This window comes from Empedobacter sp. GD03797 (assembly GCF_029842105.1).
Taxonomy (GTDB): Bacteria; Bacteroidota; Bacteroidia; order Flavobacteriales; family Weeksellaceae; genus Empedobacter; species Empedobacter falsenii_C.
In genome coordinates this window covers 34,519-59,551 of sequence record NZ_JAOCFS010000018.1, presented here as the reverse complement: position 1 = coordinate 59,551, position 25,033 = coordinate 34,519, and the positions used below count along the sequence as shown (strand labels likewise).

23 protein-coding genes, 5 tRNA genes and 1 pseudogene are annotated in these 25,033 nt (G+C 31.8%); 16 read left to right on the top strand and 13 right to left on the bottom strand.

The features are described 5' to 3' along the window. Positions 1 to 19: 19 nt before the first annotated feature. Genes N5D90_RS11840 through N5D90_RS11825 form a run of 4 tightly spaced genes read right to left on the bottom strand, consistent with a single transcriptional unit; the run spans position 20 to position 3,356 of the window. Positions 20 to 1,159, bottom strand: coding sequence for an acyl-CoA dehydrogenase family protein (locus N5D90_RS11840; RefSeq protein WP_115001412.1), 1,140 nt, complete (start codon positions 1,157 to 1,159; stop codon positions 20 to 22). Between the two features lie 52 nt (positions 1,160 to 1,211). Further along, the gene (locus N5D90_RS11835) at positions 1,212 to 2,000 is read right to left on the bottom strand and encodes a porin family protein (protein WP_280062563.1); all 789 of its coding nucleotides are present in this window, start codon (positions 1,998 to 2,000) and stop codon (positions 1,212 to 1,214) included. Positions 2,001 to 2,026: 26 nt separating this feature from the next. Further along, a complete protein-coding gene (gene ubiE / locus N5D90_RS11830; RefSeq protein ID WP_038334486.1) occupies positions 2,027 to 2,767 on the bottom strand; it encodes a bifunctional demethylmenaquinone methyltransferase/2-methoxy-6-polyprenyl-1,4-benzoquinol methylase UbiE in 741 nt (246 codons plus the stop codon). Between the two features lie 25 nt (positions 2,768 to 2,792). After that, positions 2,793 to 3,356 carry a hypothetical protein gene (locus tag N5D90_RS11825; protein WP_115001408.1) on the bottom strand — a complete coding sequence of 188 codons (564 nt, stop codon included), beginning with the start codon at positions 3,354 to 3,356 and terminating at the stop codon, positions 2,793 to 2,795. Between the two features lie 123 nt (positions 3,357 to 3,479). Here N5D90_RS11825 and N5D90_RS11820 point away from each other — a divergent pair, with 123 nt between their 5' ends. Together N5D90_RS11820 and aroC are read left to right on the top strand one after the other, a co-directional pair. Then, positions 3,480 to 4,553: a 3-oxoacyl-ACP synthase III family protein gene (locus N5D90_RS11820; protein ID WP_038334667.1), complete on the top strand. Its 1,074-nt coding sequence runs from the start codon at positions 3,480 to 3,482 to the stop codon at positions 4,551 to 4,553. Between the two features lie 22 nt (positions 4,554 to 4,575). Further along, positions 4,576 to 5,634: a chorismate synthase gene (gene aroC, locus N5D90_RS11815; RefSeq protein ID WP_280062561.1), complete on the top strand. Its 1,059-nt coding sequence runs from the start codon at positions 4,576 to 4,578 to the stop codon at positions 5,632 to 5,634. A 108-nt stretch (positions 5,635 to 5,742) separates the two neighbouring features. Here the strand turns inward: aroC and N5D90_RS11810 are convergent, their stop codons facing one another. Next, positions 5,743 to 6,423, bottom strand: coding sequence for a LytTR family DNA-binding domain-containing protein (locus N5D90_RS11810; RefSeq protein WP_280062560.1), 681 nt, complete (start codon positions 6,421 to 6,423; stop codon positions 5,743 to 5,745). Further along, the gene (locus N5D90_RS11805; RefSeq protein ID WP_280062559.1) at positions 6,410 to 7,477 is read right to left on the bottom strand and encodes a sensor histidine kinase; all 1,068 of its coding nucleotides are present in this window, start codon (positions 7,475 to 7,477) and stop codon (positions 6,410 to 6,412) included. Before N5D90_RS11805 ends, N5D90_RS11810 begins: the two co-directional genes overlap by 14 nt. A 142-nt stretch (positions 7,478 to 7,619) precedes the next feature. On the opposite strand from N5D90_RS11805, the gene N5D90_RS11800 reads away from it, so the two are divergent. Further along, positions 7,620 to 8,444 (top strand): DUF5694 domain-containing protein, encoded by an 825-nt coding sequence (locus N5D90_RS11800; protein WP_280062558.1) that lies wholly within the window; start codon positions 7,620 to 7,622, stop codon positions 8,442 to 8,444. Between the two features lie 209 nt (positions 8,445 to 8,653). Here N5D90_RS11800 and rplI read toward each other — a convergent pair. From rplI to rpsF, 3 genes and pseudogenes are all read right to left on the bottom strand, one after another. Then, positions 8,654 to 9,151: pseudogene (gene rplI, locus N5D90_RS11795) on the bottom strand (50S ribosomal protein L9); the annotation flags it as partial. Positions 9,152 to 9,172: 21 nt separating this feature from the next. Further along, complete coding sequence (gene rpsR / locus N5D90_RS11790; protein ID WP_019976570.1) at positions 9,173 to 9,475, bottom strand: 30S ribosomal protein S18; 303 nt, start codon at positions 9,473 to 9,475, stop codon at positions 9,173 to 9,175. Between the two features lie 8 nt (positions 9,476 to 9,483). After that, entirely contained in the window at positions 9,484 to 9,831 is a 348-nt protein-coding gene (gene rpsF / locus N5D90_RS11785) for a 30S ribosomal protein S6 (RefSeq protein WP_038334492.1), read from the bottom strand. 339 nt (positions 9,832 to 10,170) lie between these two features. On the opposite strand from rpsF, the gene N5D90_RS11780 reads away from it, so the two are divergent. After that, positions 10,171 to 11,475 (top strand): aminopeptidase P family protein, encoded by a 1,305-nt coding sequence (locus tag N5D90_RS11780; protein WP_280062557.1) that lies wholly within the window; start codon positions 10,171 to 10,173, stop codon positions 11,473 to 11,475. 74 nt (positions 11,476 to 11,549) lie between these two features. Here the strand turns inward: N5D90_RS11780 and pncB are convergent, their stop codons facing one another. Further along, the gene (gene pncB / locus N5D90_RS11775) at positions 11,550 to 12,752 is read right to left on the bottom strand and encodes a nicotinate phosphoribosyltransferase (protein WP_280062556.1); all 1,203 of its coding nucleotides are present in this window, start codon (positions 12,750 to 12,752) and stop codon (positions 11,550 to 11,552) included. A gap of 96 nt (positions 12,753 to 12,848) precedes the next feature. Then, the gene (locus N5D90_RS11770) at positions 12,849 to 13,604 is read right to left on the bottom strand and encodes a hypothetical protein (protein ID WP_280062555.1); all 756 of its coding nucleotides are present in this window, start codon (positions 13,602 to 13,604) and stop codon (positions 12,849 to 12,851) included. Positions 13,605 to 13,671: 67 nt separating this feature from the next. Between N5D90_RS11770 and N5D90_RS11765 the strand changes: the two genes are divergently transcribed. Next, a complete protein-coding gene (locus tag N5D90_RS11765) occupies positions 13,672 to 14,085 on the top strand; it encodes an RNA-binding S4 domain-containing protein (protein WP_115001391.1) in 414 nt (137 codons plus the stop codon). On the opposite strand, the gene N5D90_RS11760 is transcribed toward N5D90_RS11765, so the two are convergent. Further along, entirely contained in the window at positions 14,082 to 14,609 is a 528-nt protein-coding gene (locus tag N5D90_RS11760) for a shikimate kinase (protein ID WP_280062554.1), read from the bottom strand. The genes N5D90_RS11765 and N5D90_RS11760 overlap by 4 nt on opposite strands. A gap of 2 nt (positions 14,610 to 14,611) precedes the next feature. Continuing rightward, positions 14,612 to 15,217, bottom strand: a complete 606-nt coding sequence (locus N5D90_RS11755) for a hypothetical protein (protein WP_280050413.1) — start codon at positions 15,215 to 15,217, stop codon at positions 14,612 to 14,614. 298 nt (positions 15,218 to 15,515) lie between these two features. Between N5D90_RS11755 and N5D90_RS11750 the strand changes: the two genes are divergently transcribed. The 11 genes from N5D90_RS11750 (at position 15,516) to N5D90_RS11700 (ending at position 25,025) form a co-directional block, all read left to right on the top strand. After that, positions 15,516 to 15,588: transfer RNA gene (locus N5D90_RS11750), tRNA-Lys, on the top strand. Positions 15,589 to 15,685: 97 nt separating this feature from the next. Next, positions 15,686 to 15,758: transfer RNA gene (locus N5D90_RS11745), tRNA-Lys, on the top strand. Between the two features lie 50 nt (positions 15,759 to 15,808). Beyond that, positions 15,809 to 15,881, top strand: a tRNA-Lys gene (locus N5D90_RS11740). 51 nt (positions 15,882 to 15,932) lie between these two features. Continuing rightward, a tRNA-Lys gene (locus N5D90_RS11735) sits at positions 15,933 to 16,005 on the top strand. Positions 16,006 to 16,184: 179 nt separating this feature from the next. Continuing rightward, positions 16,185 to 19,292, top strand: coding sequence for an AsmA-like C-terminal region-containing protein (locus N5D90_RS11730; RefSeq protein WP_280062553.1), 3,108 nt, complete (start codon positions 16,185 to 16,187; stop codon positions 19,290 to 19,292). Positions 19,293 to 19,633: 341 nt separating this feature from the next. Next, positions 19,634 to 20,053, top strand: coding sequence for a hypothetical protein (locus tag N5D90_RS11725; protein WP_280051045.1), 420 nt, complete (start codon positions 19,634 to 19,636; stop codon positions 20,051 to 20,053). Between the two features lie 362 nt (positions 20,054 to 20,415). Continuing rightward, the gene (locus N5D90_RS11720; RefSeq protein ID WP_280062551.1) at positions 20,416 to 20,988 is read left to right on the top strand and encodes a DUF2306 domain-containing protein; all 573 of its coding nucleotides are present in this window, start codon (positions 20,416 to 20,418) and stop codon (positions 20,986 to 20,988) included. After that, a complete protein-coding gene (locus N5D90_RS11715) occupies positions 20,985 to 21,911 on the top strand; it encodes a YARHG domain-containing protein (protein WP_280062548.1) in 927 nt (308 codons plus the stop codon). The genes N5D90_RS11720 and N5D90_RS11715 overlap by 4 nt, the downstream gene beginning before the upstream one ends. Positions 21,912 to 22,096: 185 nt before the next feature. Beyond that, a tRNA-Lys gene (locus N5D90_RS11710) sits at positions 22,097 to 22,169 on the top strand. Between the two features lie 262 nt (positions 22,170 to 22,431). Next, on the top strand, positions 22,432 to 24,234 hold the full coding sequence (gene typA / locus N5D90_RS11705) for a translational GTPase TypA (RefSeq protein ID WP_280062547.1): 1,803 nt from the start codon (positions 22,432 to 22,434) through the stop codon (positions 24,232 to 24,234). 158 nt (positions 24,235 to 24,392) lie between these two features. Then, positions 24,393 to 25,025 (top strand): hypothetical protein, encoded by a 633-nt coding sequence (locus N5D90_RS11700; RefSeq protein ID WP_115001378.1) that lies wholly within the window; start codon positions 24,393 to 24,395, stop codon positions 25,023 to 25,025. Positions 25,026 to 25,033: the final 8 nt, after the last annotated feature.

Below are 25,033 nucleotides of genomic sequence, written 5' to 3'. Positions count from 1 at the left end.
TAATTATATTTATCTAAAATTATTTAGCAATTCCTCTCGAAATTACAATTTTTTGAATTTCTGATGTTCCTTCGTAAATCTGAGTAATTTTTGCATCACGCATCATACGCTCTACATGATACTCGCGAACATAACCATTTCCTCCATGAATTTGAACGGCTTCCGAAGCAACTTCGTTCGCTGTTTTAGAAGCAAATAGTTTTGCCATTGCACCAGAAATAGAAATATCTTTTCCTTCATCTTTCTCAACAGCAGCTTTGAAACATAACATACGAGCAGCTGTAATATTAGTTGCCATATCTGCTAATTTGAATGCAACAGCTTGGTGATTGATGATTTCTGTTTTGAATGCTTTACGAATTTTTGCATAATCTAATGCTAATTCATAAGCGCCTTGTGCAATACCTAATGCTTGAGAAGCAATACCGATACGTCCTCCGTTTAAGACATTCATTGCGAAAGCAAATCCAAATCCATCTTCACCGATACGGTTTTCTTTTGGAACTTTTACATCATTAAAGAATAATGAATGTGTGTCAGAACCACGGATTCCCATTTTTTGCTCTTTTGGTCCAATTTCGAAACCTGCCCATCCTTTTTCTACGATGAAAGCATTGATTCCTTTGTGACCTTTTTCTGGATCAGTTTGAGCGATTACTAAATAAGTAGAAGCTGTTCCACCATTCGTAATCCAGTTTTTTGTACCATTTAATAAATAGTGATCTCCCATATCTACCGCAGTAGTTTTTTGAGAAGTAGCATCAGAACCAGCATCTGGCTCAGATAAACAAAAAGCTCCGATTACTTGACCAGAAGCTAATGGTACTAGATATTTTTGTTTTTGATCTTCGTTACAATATTTTTCCATACCAGCACAAACCAAAGAGTTGTTAACTGACATGACAACAGCAGCAGAAGCATCAACTTTAGCGATTTCTTCCATTGCAATGACATAAGAAACGCTATCTAAACCAGATCCTCCGTATTTTGGGTCAACCATCATACCTAAGAATCCAAGTTCTCCCATTTTTTTTACTGCATCAGTTGGGAAAGTAGATGTTTCGTCGCGTTCGATAACTCCTGGTAATAACTCAGCTTTAGCGAAGTCGCGAGCAGCTTCTTGAATCATTAATTGTTCTTCCGATAATTGAAAATTCATGTGATTATATTATTTATGGTTTTTATTATTTTATGATTATGACTTTAAATTTTTATTCAAATTTTAGAGAAAAAACAAATGCTCTGGTTGATAATGAATTCAAACTTCCTGTCCAATACTTTTGTGAAGCATCTTTATCAGGAACAATTTCATTATTAAAGAAGAACATACCTTTTAGAGCTGGTGTAAGTTTAAATCGTTTGAAATAAATTTCAACACCAATTTCTGCTTGCCAGTTAAAATTATTCGTTGTAGTTCTGAAAACTCCAGTTTCGTTATCGTCTTCTTTGTTTTCGTTTGATTGTAAATTCATTAGATAACCCAAACCTCCTTGAATGTATGGACGTGTATTGAACCAACGATCTCCGTGAAAGTTAAGTAACAACGGAATTTCGATATAAGTAGATTTTACTTCGCGTGTTATTTTAGAAGGGTCTTCTATTGTTTCACCTGTAGCAGGATCCAAGTAGTTATTGAAATGTAAAATACGTTGAGCAAAATGCAATCCTGGTTCTGATTTTAAATCAATATAATCATTTACTCGCATTTTTGCGATTAATCCAACAGAGAAACCAGCTTTACTTTCTTGATCTAAATAAACTAAACCGTGTTCATTTACCCCATCATCATCTGGTGTTTGAGGAGTTCCTGGTAACGGATTTGTTTGAGCTTTAGGAACAATCTTGTAACTCATCATATTAGTTCCCAAGAAATATCCAAAACTAAATTTTTTCTGATCAGTTTCAGTTCTGTTTTCGCTTCTGTCATTATTAGGGCGAAACTGTGCATTTGCAATGCTTGCAACAGTTAACGATAATGCGATGATTAGATTTTTTCTCATAGACTTTCAACGAATAACAAGCAAATTTATTTTATACTTTTATAAATGCTTGCAATACCAAAAGTAAGTTTTTTATCAATAGGTTGTGTAAATTTTACACTTTTCAAGATATTTTTCATTTCTTCTCCATGTGGAAAAGCACGAACTGAATCTGGTAAATAGGTATAAGCACTTTGATCTTTCGAAACCATTTTACCAATTGCAGGTAAAATATTTTTAGAATAAAACGTGTACAATTGTTTCATAGGGAAAGCCGTTGGATAAGAGAATTCTAAAATAACGAAAGTTCCTCCAGGTCTTAAAACACGGTTGATTTCTGCTAAACCTTTCTCTAAGTTTTCAAAATTACGAACACCAAAAGAAACGGTTACACAGTCAAAAGTGTTATCAGGAAAAGGTAAATTTTCCGAATCACCTTGTACCATTTCGATACGATTTTCTAATCCAGCTTCTTTTACTTTTTTGCGACCAACTTCCAACATTCCGTTAGATAAATCTAATCCAGTAATTTTTGCATCAGTATTTTTACCCATCATAATCGCCAAATCTCCTGTTCCAGTCGCGATATCTAAAATCGTTTTTGGTTGAGAAGCTTTTACCATTTTGATAACATCTTTTCGCCATTGAATGTCGATTCCCATTGATAAAACACGGTTTAATAAATCGTATTTTGGCGAAATATTATCGAACATTTGCTCGACTTGTTTCTTTTTATTTAGATCTGATGCTTCGTAAGGAGTTACTGCATCGTGTTGATGATTTGCCATTTTGTAAAGTTATAAAATCTAAATCTTATTCGTAATTCTCGAAATAAAATTGTTTAAAATCTTCTTTGTTAAATATTTTCGATAAATCAGTTGCTTTCTCGCTTCCGCCACTTTTTATGAACATTTTAGGATAATCCTGATCAATGTTATAGTAAAAGTTTTCGATGTATAATTGAGAAGATTTTTCGATAATTCCGTGATAAACCTTGTTATCTATTGCAATGTTGTTTGATAAAAAGATAGAATCTTTGTTTTTTCTAACACCATAAGGTCGTGTAAATGTATAATATTCTTGGTGTGTAGGATTTATAAAACCATTTGCTCTTGTAATATCTACAACCGTATCTACATTTTTATTATTAAAACTATAAACGATATGCGCTTTTCCTTTTTTCAGGTCTACTCGTGCATTTTGTTGCGGTGCAATTGTAAAATCTTTATCGTTAATTTTGATTGTCAAGGTTTTGTTTGATGGATTGTCAATCACATACCCATCTTTTTTGCTCAAAAAAGTGTTATAAATAACAACGATCAAAGCAGCTAATCCACAGACGATTAAAAGACCAATTAATGAAGGATTTTTTTTCATGCTGCTAAATTAATTATACTTTATTAATTTCGGTATGAGTTATTACATATTTTTCATGACTATTTTAATGAAATGTGTAACTTTGTCGCTATTATTTTTTTATTAAAATTGAACAATATTAATATGATAAACTCTGTAATTACAGGTTCTGGACACTATTTACCAAATAGAATTGTTACGAACGAAGATTTTGTTAACCACGAATTTTATGACGAAAGTGGAAATCGTTTGGATAAAACTGGTGAAGAAATTACGCGTAAATTTGAGGAAATTACAGAAATCAGAGAAAGAAGATATGTAGAAGATGATTTATTAAATTCTGATATCGCAACTTTTGCAGCTAAAAAAGCAATTGAAGAATCTGGCGTTAATCCAGAAGAATTAGATTATATAATCGTTGGGCACAACTTTGGAGATATTGATCCTGTTGGTCATCAAATTGATATTATGCCGTCAATTTCGGCAAAAGTGAAACACAATTTAGGAATCAAAAACCTAAAATGTAAGCCTTATGATATGACATTTGGTTGTCCTGGTTGGATAGAATCATTGATTTTAGGACATCAATTTATTCAAGCAAATATTGCAAAGAAAGTTTTGGTAATTGGTTCTGATACGTTATCTCGTGCTGTAGATCCACATGATCGTTCTGCGATGATTTTTGCAGATGGAGCAGGAGCAGTGGTTTTGGAAGCAAAAGAAGCTGACTATAAATATGGAATCATCAATCATGAAACTTTAAGTTATACAGGTGATGAATTGGCTTATTTGACAAATGGACGTTCTGCTAATCCAGACTATAAAGGTTCAATCAAAACAATTAATATGAAAGGTCGTAAAGTTTACGAATTCGTATTAAAAAATGTTCCACCAGCAATAAAAGAATTGTTAGACGAAACAAATTTATCAATTACTGATATTGATAAAATTTTATTGCACCAAGCAAATGCAAAAATGGATCATGCGATGATAGAGCGTTTATACAAATTATATGGTGTGGCTGTTCCAGAAAAAATTGATCCAATGACGGTTCAATTCTTAGGAAATACATCTGTAGCAACGGTTCCTACAATGTTTGATTTAATCAAAAAAGGAGAATTAGCTCCTCATCAATTTCACGCAAATGATAAAATTATTTTAGCTTCTGTTGGAGCTACAATGAATGTTAATGCAGTGATTTATCAATTCGAAAAATAAAAACAAAAACTCATATACTATTGTGAATACATTCGGAAGACTATTTAAAATTTCAACTTTTGGCGAAAGTCATGGTGTAGCGATTGGAGGTGTAATTGATGGCGTTCCAAGTGGAATCGAATTAGATTTTGATTGGATACAAGCACAATTAGATCGTCGTAAGCCAGGGCAATCTGCAATTGTGACACAACGAAAAGAACCAGATACAGTACAATTTCTTTCAGGTATTTTTGAAGGAAAAACAACAGGTGCTTCTATCGGGTTTATTATTCCGAATGATAATCAAAAATCTCACGATTACGATCATATCAAAGGCGTTTTTCGTCCTTCTCATGCCGATTTTACATACGAAACCAAATATGGTGTTCGCGATCATAAAGGTGGAGGAAGAACTTCTGCGCGCGAAACGGCGAATTGGGTTGTAGGTGGCGCTGTTGCAAAACATGTGATTCCAAATATCACTATTACGGCTTATGTAAGCGGAGTGGGTGAGTTGAAGTTGGATAATGATTATTCTACATTAGATTTTTCTAAAATTGAAGATACGGCAGTACGTTGTCCAGATCTAGAAATGGCAGAAAAAATGATTGATCGTATCAAAGAAATTCGCAAAGAAGGAGATACAATTGGAGGTGAAGTGACTTGCGTTATTCAAAATGTGCCAGTTGGTTTAGGTGAACCAATTTTTGATAAATTGCACGCGCGTTTAGGGCAAGCAATGATGTCGATAAATGCGGTGAAAGGTTTTGAATACGGCGAAGGTTTTGCTTCTACATCAATGAAAGGTTCAGAAATGAATGATCAATTCAATCAAGACGGAACAACAAAGACCAATTATTCTGGAGGAATACAAGGTGGAGTTTCGAATGGAATGAATATTTATTTCAAAGTTGCTTTCAAGCCAGTTGCGACATTAATGCAAGAACAAACGACATTGAATGCTGATGGCGAAATGGTAGAAATGCATGGAAAAGGTCGTCACGATCCTTGTGTTGTTCCAAGAGCCGTTCCTATTGTAGAAAGTTTAGCTGCGATGGTTTTGGCTGATATGTTGCTGATACAACGAACAAGAAATATATAAAAAACAAAAAACTCCAACTTTTAAAGTTGGAGTTTTTTGTTTTGCATAACGCATAACGCATAACGCATAACGCATAACGCATTTAACCAAAATCAACGCATAACGCATTTAACCAAAATCCTTCATTTCTTTTCTGTATGTTTCTCCAATTGGTAAAATTTTCTGATTGAGATAAACAGAATTACCATCTATTGAAGTTAAAAAATCAAGATTGATGATATACGAACGATGAATTCTTTTGAAATGATTTGGTAATTTTTCTTCGAAAGATTTCATGGTTTCTAAGACTAATATTTTTTCAGTTTTGGTATGAATTCGAATATAATCTTTCAAACCTTCAATGTATATTAAGTCCGAAAAATTAATTTTCACTTGCTTTCCATCTGCTTTTACAAACAAATAAGTTGACTGATTTTTAGTTGATGTCATTTGAAAAAAATCAACATACTTTTTTACTGATGAATCAAAACGATCTTTCGTAATAGGTTTCAATAAATAATCAACCACATGAAAATTAAAACTTTCTAAAGCATAATCTTGATAAGCAGTTGTAACAATAAATTTCTGAGAATGATCAAGGATTTTCATCAATTGAATTCCTGTTAATTCGGGCATTTGAATATCTGTGAAAATAAGATCAACTTTATTATTTTTGAGAAAATCAATTGCTTCAAAAACTTCGGTTGTAGCAAGTGAAACAATTAAATTTTCATTTTCAGAAGCGTGTTTTTTTAATAATTCAACAGCCAAAGGTTCATCGTCTAAAATAATACACTTAATTTTCGTCATTTAAAGGAATTTTTAGGTAAATATGAAAGGTTTCATAATCGTTTTTAATCTCGAAATTATAATTATTTCCGAAATAATAATTCAATCTTTTTTTCAAATTTGTTAATCCAATTCCAGAAGTTTCATCTTTTTGATGTTGGTTAATTTTATTTGAAACGGAAATCTCAAGGTATTCAGAATTGGTTTTTAAATTGATTTTAATTGGATGATTAATGTCTTTTACAACTCCATGTTTTATTGCATTTTCGATTAAAGGCGAAATAATATAGGGATGAATTAATTTTTTTGAATTTTCGATCAAAAATTCTTTTTCAACATAAAATTTTTCTCCATAACGAATCTGCTCCAAATCTAAATATTGGTTGATGTAATCAATTTCTCGTTCAATTTCTATTTTATCTTTATTGGTTTCGTAGGTTGTGAAACGCATAATTGCACTCAAATTTTCGATAGCTTTCAGCGAATGAGGAGAATTTACACTCACCAAACTATAGATATTATTAAGGGTATTAAATAAAAAATGAGGATTAATTTGAGATTTCAGAAAATTGATTTCAGCTTCTTTTTTCTCTTTCTCGATAATGTTATTTTGTTTTAGTGTATGAATTGAATGAAGTGTCATCCATAAAAAAAGTGACGAAAAAACGATAAAAGAACCATAATGTAAATTGTCGTAGATATAATAACTAATTGCGGTTTTCGTTGGATAATTAACCAAGCCAAAAAGATAATCAGTAATAATTTGTTCGATTAAATATCGAATGATTATAAATGTACTAAAAGAAAAGACGAGCGCAATTAGAATTGATTTCCAATTTATTTTTTTGAGGAATTTTGGAGCGATGATGAAATAAACAATGAAAATCGTAATTAATTGGATGATATACATCGTTGTTCCAAACAATTTAATTGAGCTAAAAAAAGGTTTTCCGTAACTAAATCTAATTAAGGCAGTTGTTACATAATCAAATAGAATGTAAACAATCCAGAAAAAAATAAGGATTAATGCAATTTTTTGTTTCGAGAAACTTAAATTTTTTTTATCACTCTCCATTGTTTTTGTTTTTTGTAAAATTAGATTCTTTTCTAGATAAAAGTGAAGTGATTCGTCGATAAATCAAATGGGTTAGTCGATAAATAGAAGTCAATTTTTTCAGAATCACAGAAATTTGAATCATTATTAAAAATTAATTCAAATGAAAAACTTATTTATCACAATCATTACCGTTTTAGGTTCTGTTAATTTATCTGCTCAGGCAAAATATAATTTTCAAACAAAATTTGATGATGCTATTCCTGTTCTCAATGTTGGGACTTTTCACATGGGTTATACAACAGATGCTAATTCGACAGAGTTTGACGAACATAACAAAGAGAATATTCGACAAGTACATGAATTAGCAAAGAAAATTGCGGAGTTTAAACCAACAATTATTTTGGTTGAACAAGAGCCGTATAAGAATAAGAGAATTGCTGCGGCTTATTCAGATTATTTAAAGAATCCAAAAATGAAATTTGAAAAACCTACCGAGATTGAGTTATTGGCTTATGAAGTTGGGCGATTAAGCGGAACGAAACAGATTTATGGAATTGATTATCAGAAAGATTATTATTATCCGCTTTCTTTTGCATTAAAAGATCAACAAGATACCATAACATATAAAAAATATGGTGAGTTGTTTTCTCTGAATGAGAAAAAGAATAAGATTAATGAAGATAAAATGAATGTTGCAGAATTGTTTTGGTTGAATAATCAACCTGATTATTTGGATGCATTGATTAACTATAATGCAGATTTATTAACGACTGTTTCAGTAAATGGTTATCCATTGGGAGCGGAACAAGCAGCAAAGTTTTATGAAAGAAATTTGTGGATGTTTGCGAATATGAACAATGTGCCAATAACAAAAGACGATCGTATTTTTGTATTAATGGGAGCTACACATACGGCTTTCTTTAAAGATTTCTTACGACGTTCGCCAAAGTTTAAAGAAGTAAATACGTTAGATTATCTAAAATAAAAGCATAAAAAAACCTCGCAAACTGCGAGGTTTTTTTATATATAGTTGAATAATAATTATTCTTCTGTAGATGGAGTTTCTTCTGTAGCAACTTCTTCAGATACTTCCTCTTTTTTCGCTTTCTTGTCGTTAGCGTAAATTGGGTTATCATAGTTGAAGAAAGAACCTTCTTCTTTAGTAGCATTAGCTGCTTTTTGAGCATCTAATTTAGCTAATTCTGCTCTAGTTTTAGCAGCTTCTTCAGCAGCTTTGATAGATGCAGCATCTGGTACAATTTCAAATCCGAAATCTACTTCAACATCTCTGTGGAAACGAACTTTAGCTTCGTATTTTCCTAAACGTTTGATAGTATTTCCAGGGATTCTAATGTTTTTCTTCTCGATTTCAACACCAGCTTTTACTAAAGCTTCTGCTAAATCTGCATTGTTGATAGATCCAAATAATTTGTCTCCAGAACCAACTTTAGCGTCGATTTTAACAACTAAACCATCTAATTTAGCCGCTTTTTCTTTCGCTGCAGAGATTAATGTAGCTTCTTCTGCTTTACGAGCGTCTAAAACTTCATTTAATTCTTGTACATTTTTTGGAGTTGCAACTGATGCTAATCCACGAGGGATTAAGAAGTTACGTGCGTATCCAGGTTTTACTGAAACAACTTCAAATTCAAAACCTAAACCTTCTACATCTTGTCTTAAAATTACGTTCATGATATTTTAATATTTAGGTTATTATTTTAATTGATCACCAATAAATGGCATTAATGCTAAGTGACGAGCTCTTTTGATCGCTTTAGAAACTTTTCTTTGGTATTTTAAAGATGTTCCTGTGTAACGACGAGGTAAAATTTTACCTTGCTCATTCACGAATTGAATTAAGAAATCAGCGTCTTTATAGTCAACGTATTTGATTCCAAATTTTTTGAAACGACAATATTTTGAGTTTGATTGTGTTTCGATATCTAAAGGAGATAAATAACGGATTTCTGATTCGCTACCTCCAGCTGCTTTTTTTGCTAAATCGTCAATTGCCATAGCTTTGCTTATTTGTTAGAGTTAGACTTTAATTTTGTTCTACGTTTTTCTGCCCAGTCCATACCGTGTTTGTCTAATTTCACAGTTAAGAAACGGATTACACGCTCATCACGTTTGTAAGCAACTTCTAATTGAGAAACTAACTCGTTATTGTCTGATTTAAATTCTACTAAGTGGTAGAATCCATTTCTTTTGTTTTGAATTGGGTAAGCTAATTTTTTTAAGCCCCAGTTCTCTTTTGCTACGATTTCACCACCGTTAGCAGTAACAAAGTCATTGAATTTATTAACTGCTTCCTCTACCTGAGAATCAGATAGAACGGGAGTCAAAATGAAAACAGTTTCGTAATGTGTCATTTTTAACTTCTTTTAAGTTATTATTTATACTAAAATTCGAGGTGCAAATATAAGAATAATTATTTGAATATCGCAAATGAATAATTATTGAATTTTTATAGATAGCTTATTTGTTGAATATTATCGTTTTATCATATTGACGTTAAAAAAATATTGACTTTTTTTAAAAAAAAAATTGCAGTTTAAAAAAAGTAGCTTACATTTGTCAACATAAAAGGCTAATGGCTTTTTCATAGGTTTAGGTTGGTTAAGGTTAAAACCCTCGTTTCTGCGAGGGTTTTCCTTTTTTTTCTAAAAACATCTTCTTAAATTTGGTCATAATAATTAATGTAAAATTTTATGACAACAAAATACAATCCTATTCCAAGCGAATTATTCGTAAAGAATAGAGCGAAATTTGTAAAAGCAATGAAACCTCGTTCACTTGCTATTTTCAATTCTAACGATATTTATCCAATTTCTTCAGATTCTACGTTACCATTTGCACAACATCGTGATATTTTTTATTTATCTGGCGTTGATCAAGAAGAATCTATTTTATTGATTTTCCCTGATGCTTACGATCCAAAATATAAAGAAGTATTATTTGTTCGCGAAACAAATGATCATATTGCAGTTTGGGAAGGAGAAAAATTATCAAAAGCGCAAGCAACAGAAGTTTCTGGAATCAAAACTGTACTTTGGTTACATGATTTACCAAATGTTTTGCGCAAATTGATGGTAGAAGCAGATAATGTTTATGTGAACAAAAACGAACATTATCGTGTAACGGAAGCGCCACAAGTAGAAACGCGCGAAGATCGTTTTGTAAAACAATTGAAAGCAGATTATCCTGGACATACTTATTTACGTTCAAATCCTATTTTGCAACGTTTACGTTCTGTAAAAGAACCAGAAGAAATTCAATTGATTCAACAGGCGTGTGATATTACCGAAAAAGGTTTTCGTCGTATTTTAAATTTCGTAAAACCTGGTGTTTGGGAATTCGAAATCGAAGCTGAGTTTGTTCACGAGTTTTTACGTAATCGTTCGAAAGGTTTTGCATACACGCCAATTATTGCGTCTGGAAATAATGCAAATGTGTTGCATTATATTCAAAATAATCAAGAATGTAAAGATGGTGATTTGATTTTGTTTGATGTTGCAGCTGAATATGCAAATTATTCATCAGATATGTCACGTACAATTCCAGTTAATGGAAAATATACAAAACGTCAACGAGAAGTATATGATGCGGTTTTACGTTGTAAAAAAGAAGCAGAAACGATGTTAGTTCCTGGAAATAATTGGTACAAATACCACGAAGAATTAGGGAAAGTTTATACTTCTGAATTGTTAGGTTTAGGTTTGTTGGATAAAGCAGATGTACAAGACGAAGACCCAGCTTGGCCAGCTTACAAAAAATACATGATGCACGGAACGTCTCATCACATGGGATTAGATACACATGATTATGGTTTATTGACTGATGATTTTGTGGCTGGAATGGTTTTCACAAACGAGCCAGGATTCTATATTCCTGCAGAAGGGTTTGGAATTCGTTTGGAAGATGATTATGTAATTCAAAAAGAAGGAAAGCCTTTCAACTTGATGCAAAATATTCCGTTAGAAGCAGAAGAAATCGAAGATTTAATGAATAAATAATCTTTCATTATATTAAATGATAACAAAAATGGAACTCAATATTGAGTTCCATTTTTTATTTTAAAAGAAAATTCTTAATCATTTTCTGGCGCATCATGCGATGGAATATCATCTAAATCTAACATTTCTTTTGCAAGAGCAATCATACGTGGAGTTCCTGTGTGTTTATTTTTTTCGTCCGAAAGTTTTACAACACCAGTCCATTTTATATCTATCGAAGAAATTTCGGTTAATTTCATTACAATATTCATTGGTTTTAAATCAGTGTCGTTTGTTAAGTTGGTTCCAATTCCAAATGATAATCCAATTCTTCCTTTGAAAGCTTTTGTAATCATTTCCACTTTTTCTGAATTTAATCCATCCGAGAAAATAATCGTTTTGAATAAAGGATTGATGCCCATTTTTTCGTAATGCGCAATTGTTTTTTCTCCAAATTCAATTGGATCTCCAGAATCATGACGAACACCATCAAATAATTTAGATAATTTTTTATCAAATTGTCCAAAGAAAACATCCGACGTATAAGTGTCAGTCAAAGCAATTCCTAAATCACCATAATAAACTTTTACCCAACGATCTAAACTGATTGAATTCGCAATTTTGAATCCGTAACGTGCACCATGAAACATAAACCATTCGTGAGCGTGTGTTCCAATTGGTTTTACACCATATTTATGCGCAAAGTGAACATTCGAAGTTCCAACAAAGCTTTTTCCTTTATGGTTTGTTAATTCTTTCATTACCACATCATGAACTTCGTAACTGTGACGACGACGGGTACCAAATTCCGCAACTGTAACGCCAAGACGATTGTATAAATCAACTTTATCGCTTGTACGTTTTGTGATTTCTTCGTTAGAAATGCGTTGCGCATTTGTTAATTTATAGAAAATTTCACTAATCAAACACAAGATTGGAACTTCCCATAAAATAGTACGATACCAATATCCTTCTACGTGAACTTCTACATCAGTACCGTTTTGAGTGATTTTTACTTCATTTGGATCATAGCGATAACCTTGCAAAAAATCTAAATAAGCAGGACTTAAATAAGGGCAATTTATTGTGAAAAAATTTTTTTCGTCTTTGGTTAAAGAAAGCGAAGCCATTGCATTGATTTCTTTTTGCAGTTCTTCCGCAAAACCTTCAGGAAATTGATGTTCACCACGGTTAATGAATTTATAGCGCGCCATTACATCTGGATACAATTTTGTAACGCCAAATTGCATGGTGAATTTATAGAAATCGTTATCGATAATAGATTTTATTATACTCATTTTTTAGGTTTAATTCTAATACATTTTGAAATTTAAAGATAAAAAAAAACCATCAATACAGATGGTTTTTGTAAGATTATCTTATTTTGAAGATAATTATTCTGTTGTTCTTTTTTCGATTTTAGGTAATTCGAAATTGAAAATATAACTTATGTCTCTATATGCGCTTAATTGGTCAGAAATTCCTATGCCCGAAGAATATACTTTGTTTCTACCGTAAGCTAAACGAGAAGGTAATATAATTACACCTTGAAAGTTGTATAAGTCATTTGTAGAACGGTTTGTTGTTTTGAAATGTTTTAATCCTTCTATAAAATTCTTTAATTCTAAATGTTCTCTTTTTACTCCATTTTTAGCTTCTGTTTCAGTTGGGATAAAATAATAAAAACTAGGATCTTTCACAGCCGATCCATCACCAGAATTTGGCGTTCCTCCTGTAGATATAGATCCATATTTTCTTTTATAATCTGTACTATTAGTCGCTAAAAAAGTTCCAATATTATAAGAAATATAAATAGATGTACTATCATTAGAAAGAATAGTTTCTCCAGTTCCTTTATGATTAGGGTTTTCGGCATACCAAATTCCTAAGTTATCTTGTTTTGCTAAAGATTTTAAAGAAGGATATTTATCGTCCTCATTATCTTTTACGTCATCAAACTTTGTAAGTTTTCCATTTTTAGGATTGAAATAGAAATCTTCCATGTATTGTTGAATAGCCTCATCATCTAATGCATTACGTTCTTCAACTGGAATTTTAGTTTCTTTACTTACACCGTTATCATCATCATTATTACATCCTACTAAAACAGCAGAACATGCAATTAAAGTAACGAAGAATTTCTTTATCATGTTATTTCGATTTATATTGCGAATTTAGAAAAAATATTAGTTTAACCTAACAAATATTCAGTTTTAAATGAGATTAGATAAATTTCTTTGGAGTGTTAGATATTATAAAACGAGATCTTTAGCGGCTGATGCGGTAAAAAAGAATCGTGTAAAAGTGAATGGAGATGTAGCAAAAGCGTCGCGAGATATAATTCCGGGTGATGCGATTGAGGTGAGAAAAGATCAAATTAATTTATCTTTTAAAGTATTGCAAGTGCCAAATAATAGAATTGGAGCTAAATTGTTAACCTTGCATATTGTGGATACAACGCCAAAAGAAGAATATGAAGTTTTAGAGCTTCGAAAGCTTTCGCAAGATTATTATCGTGAAAGAGGTGAAGGTCGACCAACGAAAAAAGATCGGCGAGATTTGGATGATTATTTAGAAGAAGGTGGAGAAGATGCAGAAGGTATCATTATAAAAGGAGAAGATTTGGATTAATTCCAAATCTTCTCCTTTTTAAGATGTTTCATAATTTCGTCCAAAATTTCTAATGTACTTTGGTTTGAAATACTGATTGTATATTTTGCCTTTTCATAAAACTGATTGCGCTCAAACAAATGTTTCGCAATAAACTCCATCATTTCTTCATCAGAAAGATGAGCAATCAAAGGTCGAGTTTCTTTTTTATTTTCCAATCGTTTGACCAATTGCGGTAATTGCACACGCATGAAAATTGAAATTGAATTGTTGGCAATCTCATCCATATTATCGTAATAAACAGGAGTTCCACCGCCTAAAGAAAGCACAATATTTGTTGAAGTCAAAACTTCTTTTAAGGCTTCTCTTTCTTTTTTTCGAAAACCTAATTCGCCTTCTTTTTCAAAAATCTCACTAATTTTTGCTTGATATTTATTTTCGATAAAATCATCAAGATCGATAAATTCGAAACCAAGTGCTTTGGCTAAATCTTTTCCGGTAGTCGATTTTCCGCTACCCATATATCCTACTAAAGAAATAATCATGATTAGTCTACTGGTAAGTCTTCTGAATAAAAAATAGTTAATCTCGCATATCCATCAAACGTATCAATTTGATACGAATACGTATTTTCCAAACGTCTTGCATCATAACGCTCTACATTATATGTTACCTGATAATCTTCGTTGGTAACAATAGAATTTGAATGATGATATTTAGATTTTGGCGCATCTTTTTTGATTTCTGCTCTATATTGATTCAAGAATTTAATCGGAAAAGAATACGTTAATTTGTAAACAATCTCTTGCGAAACCTGTATTGCTGTTATTTTATTCAAAAACATCGTTCCTTGATTATTGTTTTTGATTTTCAAAGAATCTAAACGATCAGAATTTTGAATGTATAAATTTTTCCCAAGTTTAGAAACTTTGAAACAACGATCATTCAATTTTTGATGAATAATCTGTGGTTGATCTTTTATCAATTCCTTTAACTCTTTCAATGCAAAATTAGACAAATGTGCATCTTTTGTTTCTTGATTACAATTGTTTGCATATTCAGAATCGGGTACGTCTGCCTCTGGATTATCAGATTTTTTACACGACACTACCGAAAACAAAGCAATAATAATATATAGTATATTCTTCTTCATTCTAAAATTTCAATCTTTAAATAGCGTTCCGAAAATAATTTCGGTTCACATAGATTTAGATTTGCTGGTTGACAAATATAGTATATAAATCATTTATCAAATGTATAAAATGATGTTTCTATGGCTTATTTTTTCAGTTTTCTTACTCGAAATTCTATCTTTCAAAAAAAAACTAAAAATTTATCTAAATTTAAGTTCTTAAAACCGAAATGATTAATTAATAAATTGTAAAAAACTTCACAAAACGTTTGTTAAATTAGTATTAAACGCCCTATATTTGCACTCGATTTAAGAAACCGACCTGGTAGCTCAGTTGGTAGAGCACAACACTTTTAATGTTGGGGTCCTGGGTTCGAGCCCCAGCCAGGTCACTTAGTCAAAACGTTCTTTTTTATATAAGAAAAATAAAAACGTCTTTCGTTTTGTAAACTCAGATATAATCGTATATTTGCAGTCCGAAAAAACGGAGACCTGGTAGCTCAGTTGGTAGAGCACAACACTTTTAATGTTGGGGTCCTGGGTTCGAGCCCCAGCCAGGTCACAAACTTCTAGTTATTGAGAAGTCTAAAAACAATAACACTCCAAAACGGAGACCTGGTAGCTCAGTTGGTAGAGCACAACACTTTTAATGTTGGGGTCCTGGGTTCGAGCCCCAGCCAGGTCACAAACTTCTAGTTATTGAGAAGTCTAAAAACAATAACAACTCCAAAATGGAGACCTGGTAGCTCAGTTGGTAGAGCACAACACTTTTAATGTTGGGGTCCTGGGTTCGAGCCCCAGCCAGGTCACAATTCGATACGCCAAACAGAAATGTTTGGCTTTTTTTATGCAAAATAATTGAGGTGAACATGATAAATGTTGCGGTAAATAAATATCGTATTGTTTCCGATTAACTTCTATTCTCAGTTACTTTGTTCAACCGATTTTAGTGATTATGAAGAAGAAAAAAACAGTTCTCTCAAAATTAATGAAAGTAGTCAAGATTACTGGATTTTCTTTGGGTGGAATTGCATTGGTTTTGTATGTTTCGCCTTATTTTTTTAAGGATCAAATTAACGAAGGTATAAAAAGCGTTGCCGAAAATTATGTAAAAACTGAAATTGAATTTAAGGATTTGGATATTTCGTTTTTCAATCATTTTCCTAAGCTAACAGTTACTTTAACGGATTCTTCAATCAAAGGTTCTACACCATATCAAACCGAAAATTTAATCTCTGCGAAAGAAATTGCACTTGGTGTAGATGTCAAAACGTTGTTTGATGATAAAATAATTTTCAATGAATTATTTATTACAGATGCAACGATCAATCTGAAAATAGATAGTTTAGGTCGTAATAATTTTGATATTATGCAGTCTTCTGATGAGGTTGAAAAAGAAGAAGACTCAAGTGTAGGATTAGCGTTGAATAATTTTAAAATCGCGAATTCTAACTTTTTATATGACGATAAATCATCTAAAACTTATCTAAAATTAGATCAATTTGATTACGATGGACTGATAGATTTTACAGAAAATCAATTAACATTAAATGCAAAAACGGATATCAAAAATGTCAATTTTAGTTTTGATGAAGAGAAATATGTTAAGAATTTACCTTTAAAAGGAAAGATTAATTCGAAAATTGATTTAAATAATTTATCCTTTTATTTTACTGAAAATAACCTCGAATTAGGTCAATTTCCTTTTTCGTTGAAAGGTTCTTTGTTGATGCCAAATGAAAGCAAAGTTTTTGATTTGACGATTTCATCAGAGAAAAATGATCTGCAATATATTCCTGCGATTATTCCAGAAGCGTACCAAGAATGGGCAAAAGATGTGGAATTGAAAGGTTCTTCTACGATTCTTTTTACGATGAAAGGTATTATGAATGCGACAACAAATCAGAATCCAGATATTCATATTGATGCAAAAATTGATGATGGATGGATGAATTATAAGAAATCATCTTCTCCAATCAAAAATATAAATCTTGTTTCTACAATTGATTTGCAAGCGTTGGATCCTGATAAAATGCGTGTCAAAGTCGAGAATCTTGATTTCAAATTGTTAGATGGAACAACTAAAACTAATTTCACGTATTGGGCTGGAAAAACAATGTTTTCGGAAGGAGTTATCGAATCGAGTATTGATTTGGAAGCTTTGAAAAATGCAACAGGTTTCAACCAATTTGATGCAAAAGGAATTCTTGATATGGAAGGAAGTTGGAAAGGTTCTATCGTTCAGAATGCAAAAAATCCTTTGCAAAAAATTCCAACATTTTATCTAAAAGCTAATCTTGAAAATGGTTATTTCAAAATGAATGAAATGCCCGCTGCTTTGGATCATATTAATTTGGATTTGACGATGAAAAATACAGATGGAAATATCAAAAATACGTCTGTATTGGTTCATAAAATTGATGCAAAAGCGATGGATAATTATATGATTGGACGATTAGAATTGAAAAATCTGAATAATTTTCCGATTAATGCAGATTTTGGTGCTAAAATTCATTTAGAGGATATCTACAAAATTTATCCAATAAAGAATATTGATATGCGAGGCGATTTGTTTGTAAAAATGAAAGCAAACGGAACGTATGAGCCAAAACGTAAAAAAGTTCCAGTTTCTAATACGGTCGTTATTCTGAAAAATGGTTACATAAAATTACACGAATATCCGAATTTGCCTTTAGAAAATATTACGGTAGAAACGCATATAAAATCAGGTAGAGGTTCGTTTAACGATTTATCAATAGATGTTTTACCAATCAAATTTACATTGGCAAGAAAACCATTTATGGTGAATGCAAATCTGAAAAATTTAAATAATTTAGATTATCGAATTCATTCAAAAGGTGAATTGAATTTAGCCAATATTTACAAATTATTTCCAATCGAAGGTTTAGATGTTGATGGGTTGATTGAAACTAATTTTGGTGTAAAAGGGAATAATGGAGCGCCTTTGGAGAGTTTTCAAAACAAAGGTTTTGTGAAAATCCAGAACATTAATATTAATACAAAATTCTTTCCAAGTAAATTTGTTATCAAACAAGGAGATTTCCGATTTGAAGGAAGTCATTTGACTTTTAAAGATGTAAAAGCGCGTTATAAAAAGAATGTTTTTGTATTTGATGGAGATGTTTCGAATTACATCAATTATGCGTTAAAAGATAATGAAACATTAAAAGGAACTATTAATTTCAAAACAAATCGTGTCAATATTGATGATTTTATGGCATTTAATACCGAATCGACAGCGACTAATTCGGTTGCTGCGGAAGAAGGTGTGGTTTTGTTGCCAAAAAATGTAGAATTGTCGATAAAAGGTCAAGCAAAAGAAGTTTTATTTAAAGATATTACGTTGCAAAATTTCGAAGGAGATTTAGGTTTGAAACAAGGGAATCTTGAACTTCAAAATACGAAGTTTAATTTGATTGGTTCTGAATTTACAATGAACGGAAATTATGTGCCAACAAATGCGAAAAAAGCGAAATTTAATTTTACTGTAAAAGCCAATAACTTCGATATTCAGCGTGCTTATCACGAAATTACGTTGTTTAGAGAATTGGCAAGTGCAGCGGAAAAAGCGCATGGAAAAGTTTCGATGGATTATCAGCTCGAAGGTGATTTGGGCGCAGATATGTTCCCAAAATTGAAAACCATAAAAGGTGGAGGGAATTTTACGTTAGAAGAAATTAAATTTTTAGGATTTAAAGTATTCAATTCTGTTGCGGAAAAAACGTCGACAGACGCGTTGCATGATGCGAATGTGAAGAAAGTGACGTTCAAAACGAAGATTGAAAATAATGTAATTACAATAAACCGTACGAAATTTAAAATTGCAGGTTTTCGTCCACGAATCGAAGGTCAAGTGACATTAGATGGTTATATGAATCTTGGTATGCGACTTGGTTTGCCTCCGTTTGGGATTATTGGAATTCCGATCAAAATTACTGGTCCAGCAGATACGTTTGAGGTTGAAGTGGGAAAATATCACAAAGAAGATTTAAACGAAACGGATGATGAATTTGGTGAATATCAAAAATCGTTAGAAGAAGAAAAAGCGAAGCAAGAAGCTGCTCAAGTCAAATAATAAAAGAAAGGGTTAGGTTTTGAAAATTTATCTTTAATCCGTTGTGTATTTTTAATTAAAATTTGTCAATTCGAGTGATTTTTAGAAATGAAATGAATAAAAATAGTATCGAGAATTAAGATGAATTTTATCTTCTAAAACCTTATTCTCGATACAAAATTCTTGCAGAATTTCACTCGAATTGACGGTTTAATTGCTAAAATTATCAAAATGCACAACGGGTCAACCTTTATTTTTGACAGCGTTTTGTTTATAATACATTGTCCTTGTCATCCAGAGTTTGTCGAAGGATAGCTTTATACAACATTAGAACTTAAATATATTATATAAAATCTTAATGAATGAAAATTAAACTATCTAAAACACAATCATATTTTTTAGGAATATTAGCAGTAGTTATTGTATGTGCTTTTATATATAGAGAAAAACAGAAATCATTTACAAATATTTTAAAAAAATCTAGATATACTATAGGTAATATTTCTAAAATAAATTATTATAAAGGAGATGATTACTATCATTATGAATATTATTACAATAATATCCTATTAGTTGCAGGAATAAGCGAGTCATCCTCAAATAACCTTTTTGTAGGCAAACGATATTTTGTAGTATTTGAAGAAGGTAATCCTGAGAATTCAATGCTGATTCCTTTCCTATTTGTGCCAGATAGTATAACAAAAGCACCAGCAGAAGGTTGGCAAGAACCGCCAATTCCTATAGATAAAAATGAAATAAAAAAGTTTTTGGATAGTTACTAAAAAGTGAGGATTATTATCCCAAAAGTTATTCATTCAATACACATAATACTACTTTAAATACTCTTCGATAAGCGCATCATCTTTTCGTAAAGAATTAGAAAAAGATTTGAGGGCGTATCTAAATCTCATTGTTGCAATGAAAGACGTTTCGGAATGGACGATTTTATATTTTGAATTGAATGAAATTGTAAAATCAGCAAGAAATAGCAGCTTATTTACTAATAAAAATGAAGAAGGTTAATGAATAAAATTGTACTTTTAAGATTCAAAATCAACCAAATCTGAAACTTACAACTGCTATAAAAAATACCTCGTGGTGGAAAATACTACTTTTCCTTGTTTGGCTTTATTTCTTCGAATTAATGCTGCAAATCACGTTGCGTTATATTCCGATTTCGTCGGATGTTTCATTTTTAGCCATCAAACAAGATGAGGTGACAACAATTCCAAGTTATTTAACCATTTTTTACATTCACGTTTATTCAGCAATATTTACATTGTTTTTTGGAATTGTTCAATTCATTAAAATTACCAATCAACAAATCAGAAAAATACATCGACTTTTCGGTAAATTTTATTTTTATATCACTGTTTTATTGGCTGCGCCGAGCGGAATTTACATTGGTTTTTATGCAAATGGAGAATTAATAGCGCAGTCAGCTTTTGTGATTCTCGGTATTCTTTGGTGGATTTTTACGGTAATTGCAGTTGTTAAAATCAAACAGAAAAACATTCAATCTCACCGAAATTTTATGCTTCGTAGTTATGCGTTGGCTCTTTCTGCGCTTACGTTACGCGCTTGGAAAGTGATTTTGGTTTATCTTTTTCATCCCGCACCGATGGATGTTTATCAAATAATTGCGTGGTTGGGATTTGTGCCCAATTTATTGCTTGTAGAATATTATATTTATAAAACTAAACAATCTAAAATATGAAAAAATTAGCACTACTTATTTGCACTACACTTGTTGTTGTTAGTTGTAAAGATGACAAAAAAAATGCCGTTAAGAATAATGATTCTAATGACACGATTTCATCGATTCATATCGAGCCAACGCAAGAAGATGTCGGGCTTTGGTCTGGAATTTTTGAAGCAGATTCTGTTGATTATGATAAAGGTGATAATTGGTCGCTTCGAAATCGAATTAGTATTGTTATTCAGAAAATAAATAATGATAATACGGTTGAAGGTTATAGTGTTTCAGCGGGAAACATCAGACCATTTAAAGGTGATTTGGTGAAAGAAGGAAATTCACGTTATGTGATGGCGAATGAACCTGGCGATCAAAAATATGATGGAACTTTTAAGTTTAATATTTCTGAAAAAGATGATTCAATTTATGGAACTTGGATTTCGAAACGTACTGATTTACCTGTACTTTCTCGAAAATTTAGTTTGAAAAAAACAATGTTTAACTATGATCCTAAAAATATTTTAATTCAGCCAAAATATGGTGTAGATGAAGAGTATGCGGATGAATATGATAATGTAGATTGGGTGAATTCTAAAAAGAAAAAATACGACGAATCAGATGGGGAAGAGTATTTTGTAGATGTGCAACGTGCTGCTTCGGATGAAATTTATAAGATAAATGGATCAACGCAAAAGTTGACGGAAAAACAATTGAAAAATCTACATAAGTTAGATTTAGAGATTATTCGCAATACAATTTATGCGCGTCATGGCTATTCGTTTGCGAATCGTGGCGCACGACAATTTTTTGATTATGTAGATTGGTATGTGCCGTTGTATACAAATGTTGAGGATAAATTGTCGCCAATCGAGAAAGATAATATTGCGTTATTGAAGCGTTTTGAGAAATATGCAACCGATAATTACCAACAATATGGACGTTAAAATTTAGAATTTTGATTAAGATAGAATGAGTTAAAACTCAATCCGAAAATAAGATAGTAGGATTATCATTTTGCTTTATAGGTTAAATTTAAGAATACAATTGTTTTTATTCGATAAAACCTCTGGTCTGAAAGAACTTTGCAGAGCAAATCAAGATAATTTTGTTTGTTGTGTTTATTAATTTTGGCTCGTTAGCTTAGTTGGTAGAGCACGAAACTCTTAATTTCGGGGTCCTGAGTTCGAGCCTCAGACGAGTCACGAAAAATCTGTTACACAAAAGTGTAGCAGATTTTTTTTGTTTTTTGTAATTATGATGAAGAATTATAAGTGAAATCATTAAAATCTTTCAATGAAAAAACTAGTTTTTCATTAATCAATCTGCAAATAAATCAACGTTTTAGTAAAAAGTATTCAGTAATATTAAATTTTTCTAAATTAATTATTGCTAAAATTAAATAAAATCAAAAGTATAGTAATAAAAAATAAATTTGTCGTAAATTTGCACCCATAATTTTCAAGGATGCAAAACATTAGAAATATTGCGATTATCGCACACGTTGACCACGGTAAAACTACATTGGTTGACAAAATTCTTCACAGCGGAAACGTTTTTAGAGAAAACCAAGAGTCTGGTGAATTAATCATGGATAACAATGATATCGAGCGTGAGAGAGGGATTACGATCTTTTCTAAAAATGCTTCGGTAGATTACAAAGGTGTAAAAATCAATGTGATTGACACTCCTGGCCACGCGGATTTCGGTGGAGAAGTTGAGCGTGTATTGAAAATGGCTGATGGGGTTATCTTATTAGTTGATGCTTTCGAAGGACCAATGCCTCAAACGCGTTTCGTTTTGAGTAAAGCATTAGAATTAGGATTGAAACCATTAGTTGTAATTAACAAAGTTGATAAAGAAAACTGTCGTCCTGATGAGGTATATGACAAAGTTTTCGAATTATTCTTCAACTTAGATGCAACAGAAGAGCAATTGGAATTCCCTGCATTTTATGGTTCATCTAAACAAGGATGGTTCAATACAGAAAATGTACGTGTAGACGATATTTCTCCATTAATGGATGGTATTCTTGAACATGTTCCTGCTCCAGAAGCTTATGAAGGTTCTTTACAAATGCAAATTACATCTTTAGATTATTCTAAATTCTTAGGACGTATTGCAGTTGGTAAAGTAAGTCGTGGTGTTATTAAAGAAGGAGATTGGGTTGCTTTAACAAAACCTGATGGAACATTCAAAAAACATAAAATCAAAGAATTATATACATTTGCTGGTTTAGGTAAAGTAAGAGCTACTGAGGTAAAAGCAGGTGATATTTGTGCTGTTGTTGGTATCGATGGTTTCCAAATTGGAGATACAATTGCAGATCCAGAGAATCCAGAAGCATTACCAGTTATGCACATCGATGAGCCTACAATGAATATGTCTTTCGGAATTAACAACTCTCCATTCTTTGGTAAAGACGGTAAATTTGTTACTTCTCGTCACTTAGTAGAGCGTTTAGAAGATGAGTTAGAGCGTAACTTAGCTTTACGTGTAGAGCCAACAGAAGATTCTAATACACAATTAGTTTACGGACGTGGTATCATGCACTTATCTGTATTAATCGAAACGATGCGTCGCGAAGGTTATGAGTTGACAGTTGGTCAGCCTCAAGTAATCTTCAAAGAAATTGATGGTGTAAAATGTGAGCCTTACGAAACATTAGTAATTGATGTTCCAGATGATTATTCTTCTAAAGCAATCGACTTAGTAACTCAACGTAAAGGTGGTTTATTAGTAATGGAAGCAAAAGAAGGAATGCAACACTTAGAGTTCGAAATTCCATCTCGTGGATTAATCGGATTACGTTCTCAAATGTTAACTTCTACTGCTGGTGAAGCTGTAATGGCACACACTTTCTTAGAATACAAACCATTCAAAGGAGCAATCGCTGGTCGTTCTGCAGGTGTAATTATTTCGAAAGATCAAGGTACATCAACTCCTTATTCTATTGATAAATTACAAGATCGTGGAAAATTCTTTATCGAGCCAGGTGAAGAAGTTTACGAAGGAATGATTATCGGAGAACATTCTCGTAACAATGACTTAGTAGTAAACGTAGTTGAGGCTAAGAAATTAAATAATATTCGTGCAGCTGGTAAAGATGATTCATCTTCTATCGCTCCAAAAACAGAAATGACTTTGGAAGAATGTATGGAATATATCCAAGCTGATGAATGTATCGAGGTAACTCCAAACTTCATCCGTTTACGTAAAATTCACTTAAAAGAAGTAGATCGTAAACGTTTCGAAAAATCAATGAGCTAATCATTTGAAATTATATATAACAAAAAACCAGAAGTTAATCTTCTGGTTTTTTTATGGGTCAATATTTATTAAATCAAAAAATCACTATAATTAGTGATTTTTTGATTTAATAGACTGAATTACATTTGCTTATTAATCAGTCTTTAATCTATTTACCCATGAAAAAAATCTATCTTTTAGCAAGTGTTATAACTTTGCTATTATCTACAGCTTCATTTGCTCAAGTTGGAATCAGTTCTGCAACTTCATTCACGCCAGATACGAATTCAATTTTAGATGCAAGTTCTACAACAAAAGGAATTTTATTACCAAGAGTAGCTTTAACATCTACAACGACATTGGCACCAATTACAGGAACGTCTACAGCTCCAGAATCATTGTTTGTATATAATACATCGACAACAGGAACTTCTCCAAATAATGTAACACCAGGCTTTTATTTTTGGACTGGAACAAAATGGAATAGAGTTTTGAATACAGATAATGAAGCTAAGCCTATGGTTTTTTATGCTCCAAGTATTGCATTGGATACAACTCCCGGAGCACATACTGTGGATTTATATTTGGAATACAAAAATCAATTTGGCACACCAAAATATTCTTCAAATGTAGATACGCCTTTAACTGCCTACACAGTTGGTCAATTAGCTTATTTTATCACTTATATAGATGAAACAGTATTTACTTCTCCAAATTTATCTACTGACGGCAAATTAACTTACACTGTTCCGGCTAAGCCAACAATCACAGAAAAGACATTTATTAATGTAGTTTTTAAGGTTAGAAATTAATAAATAGG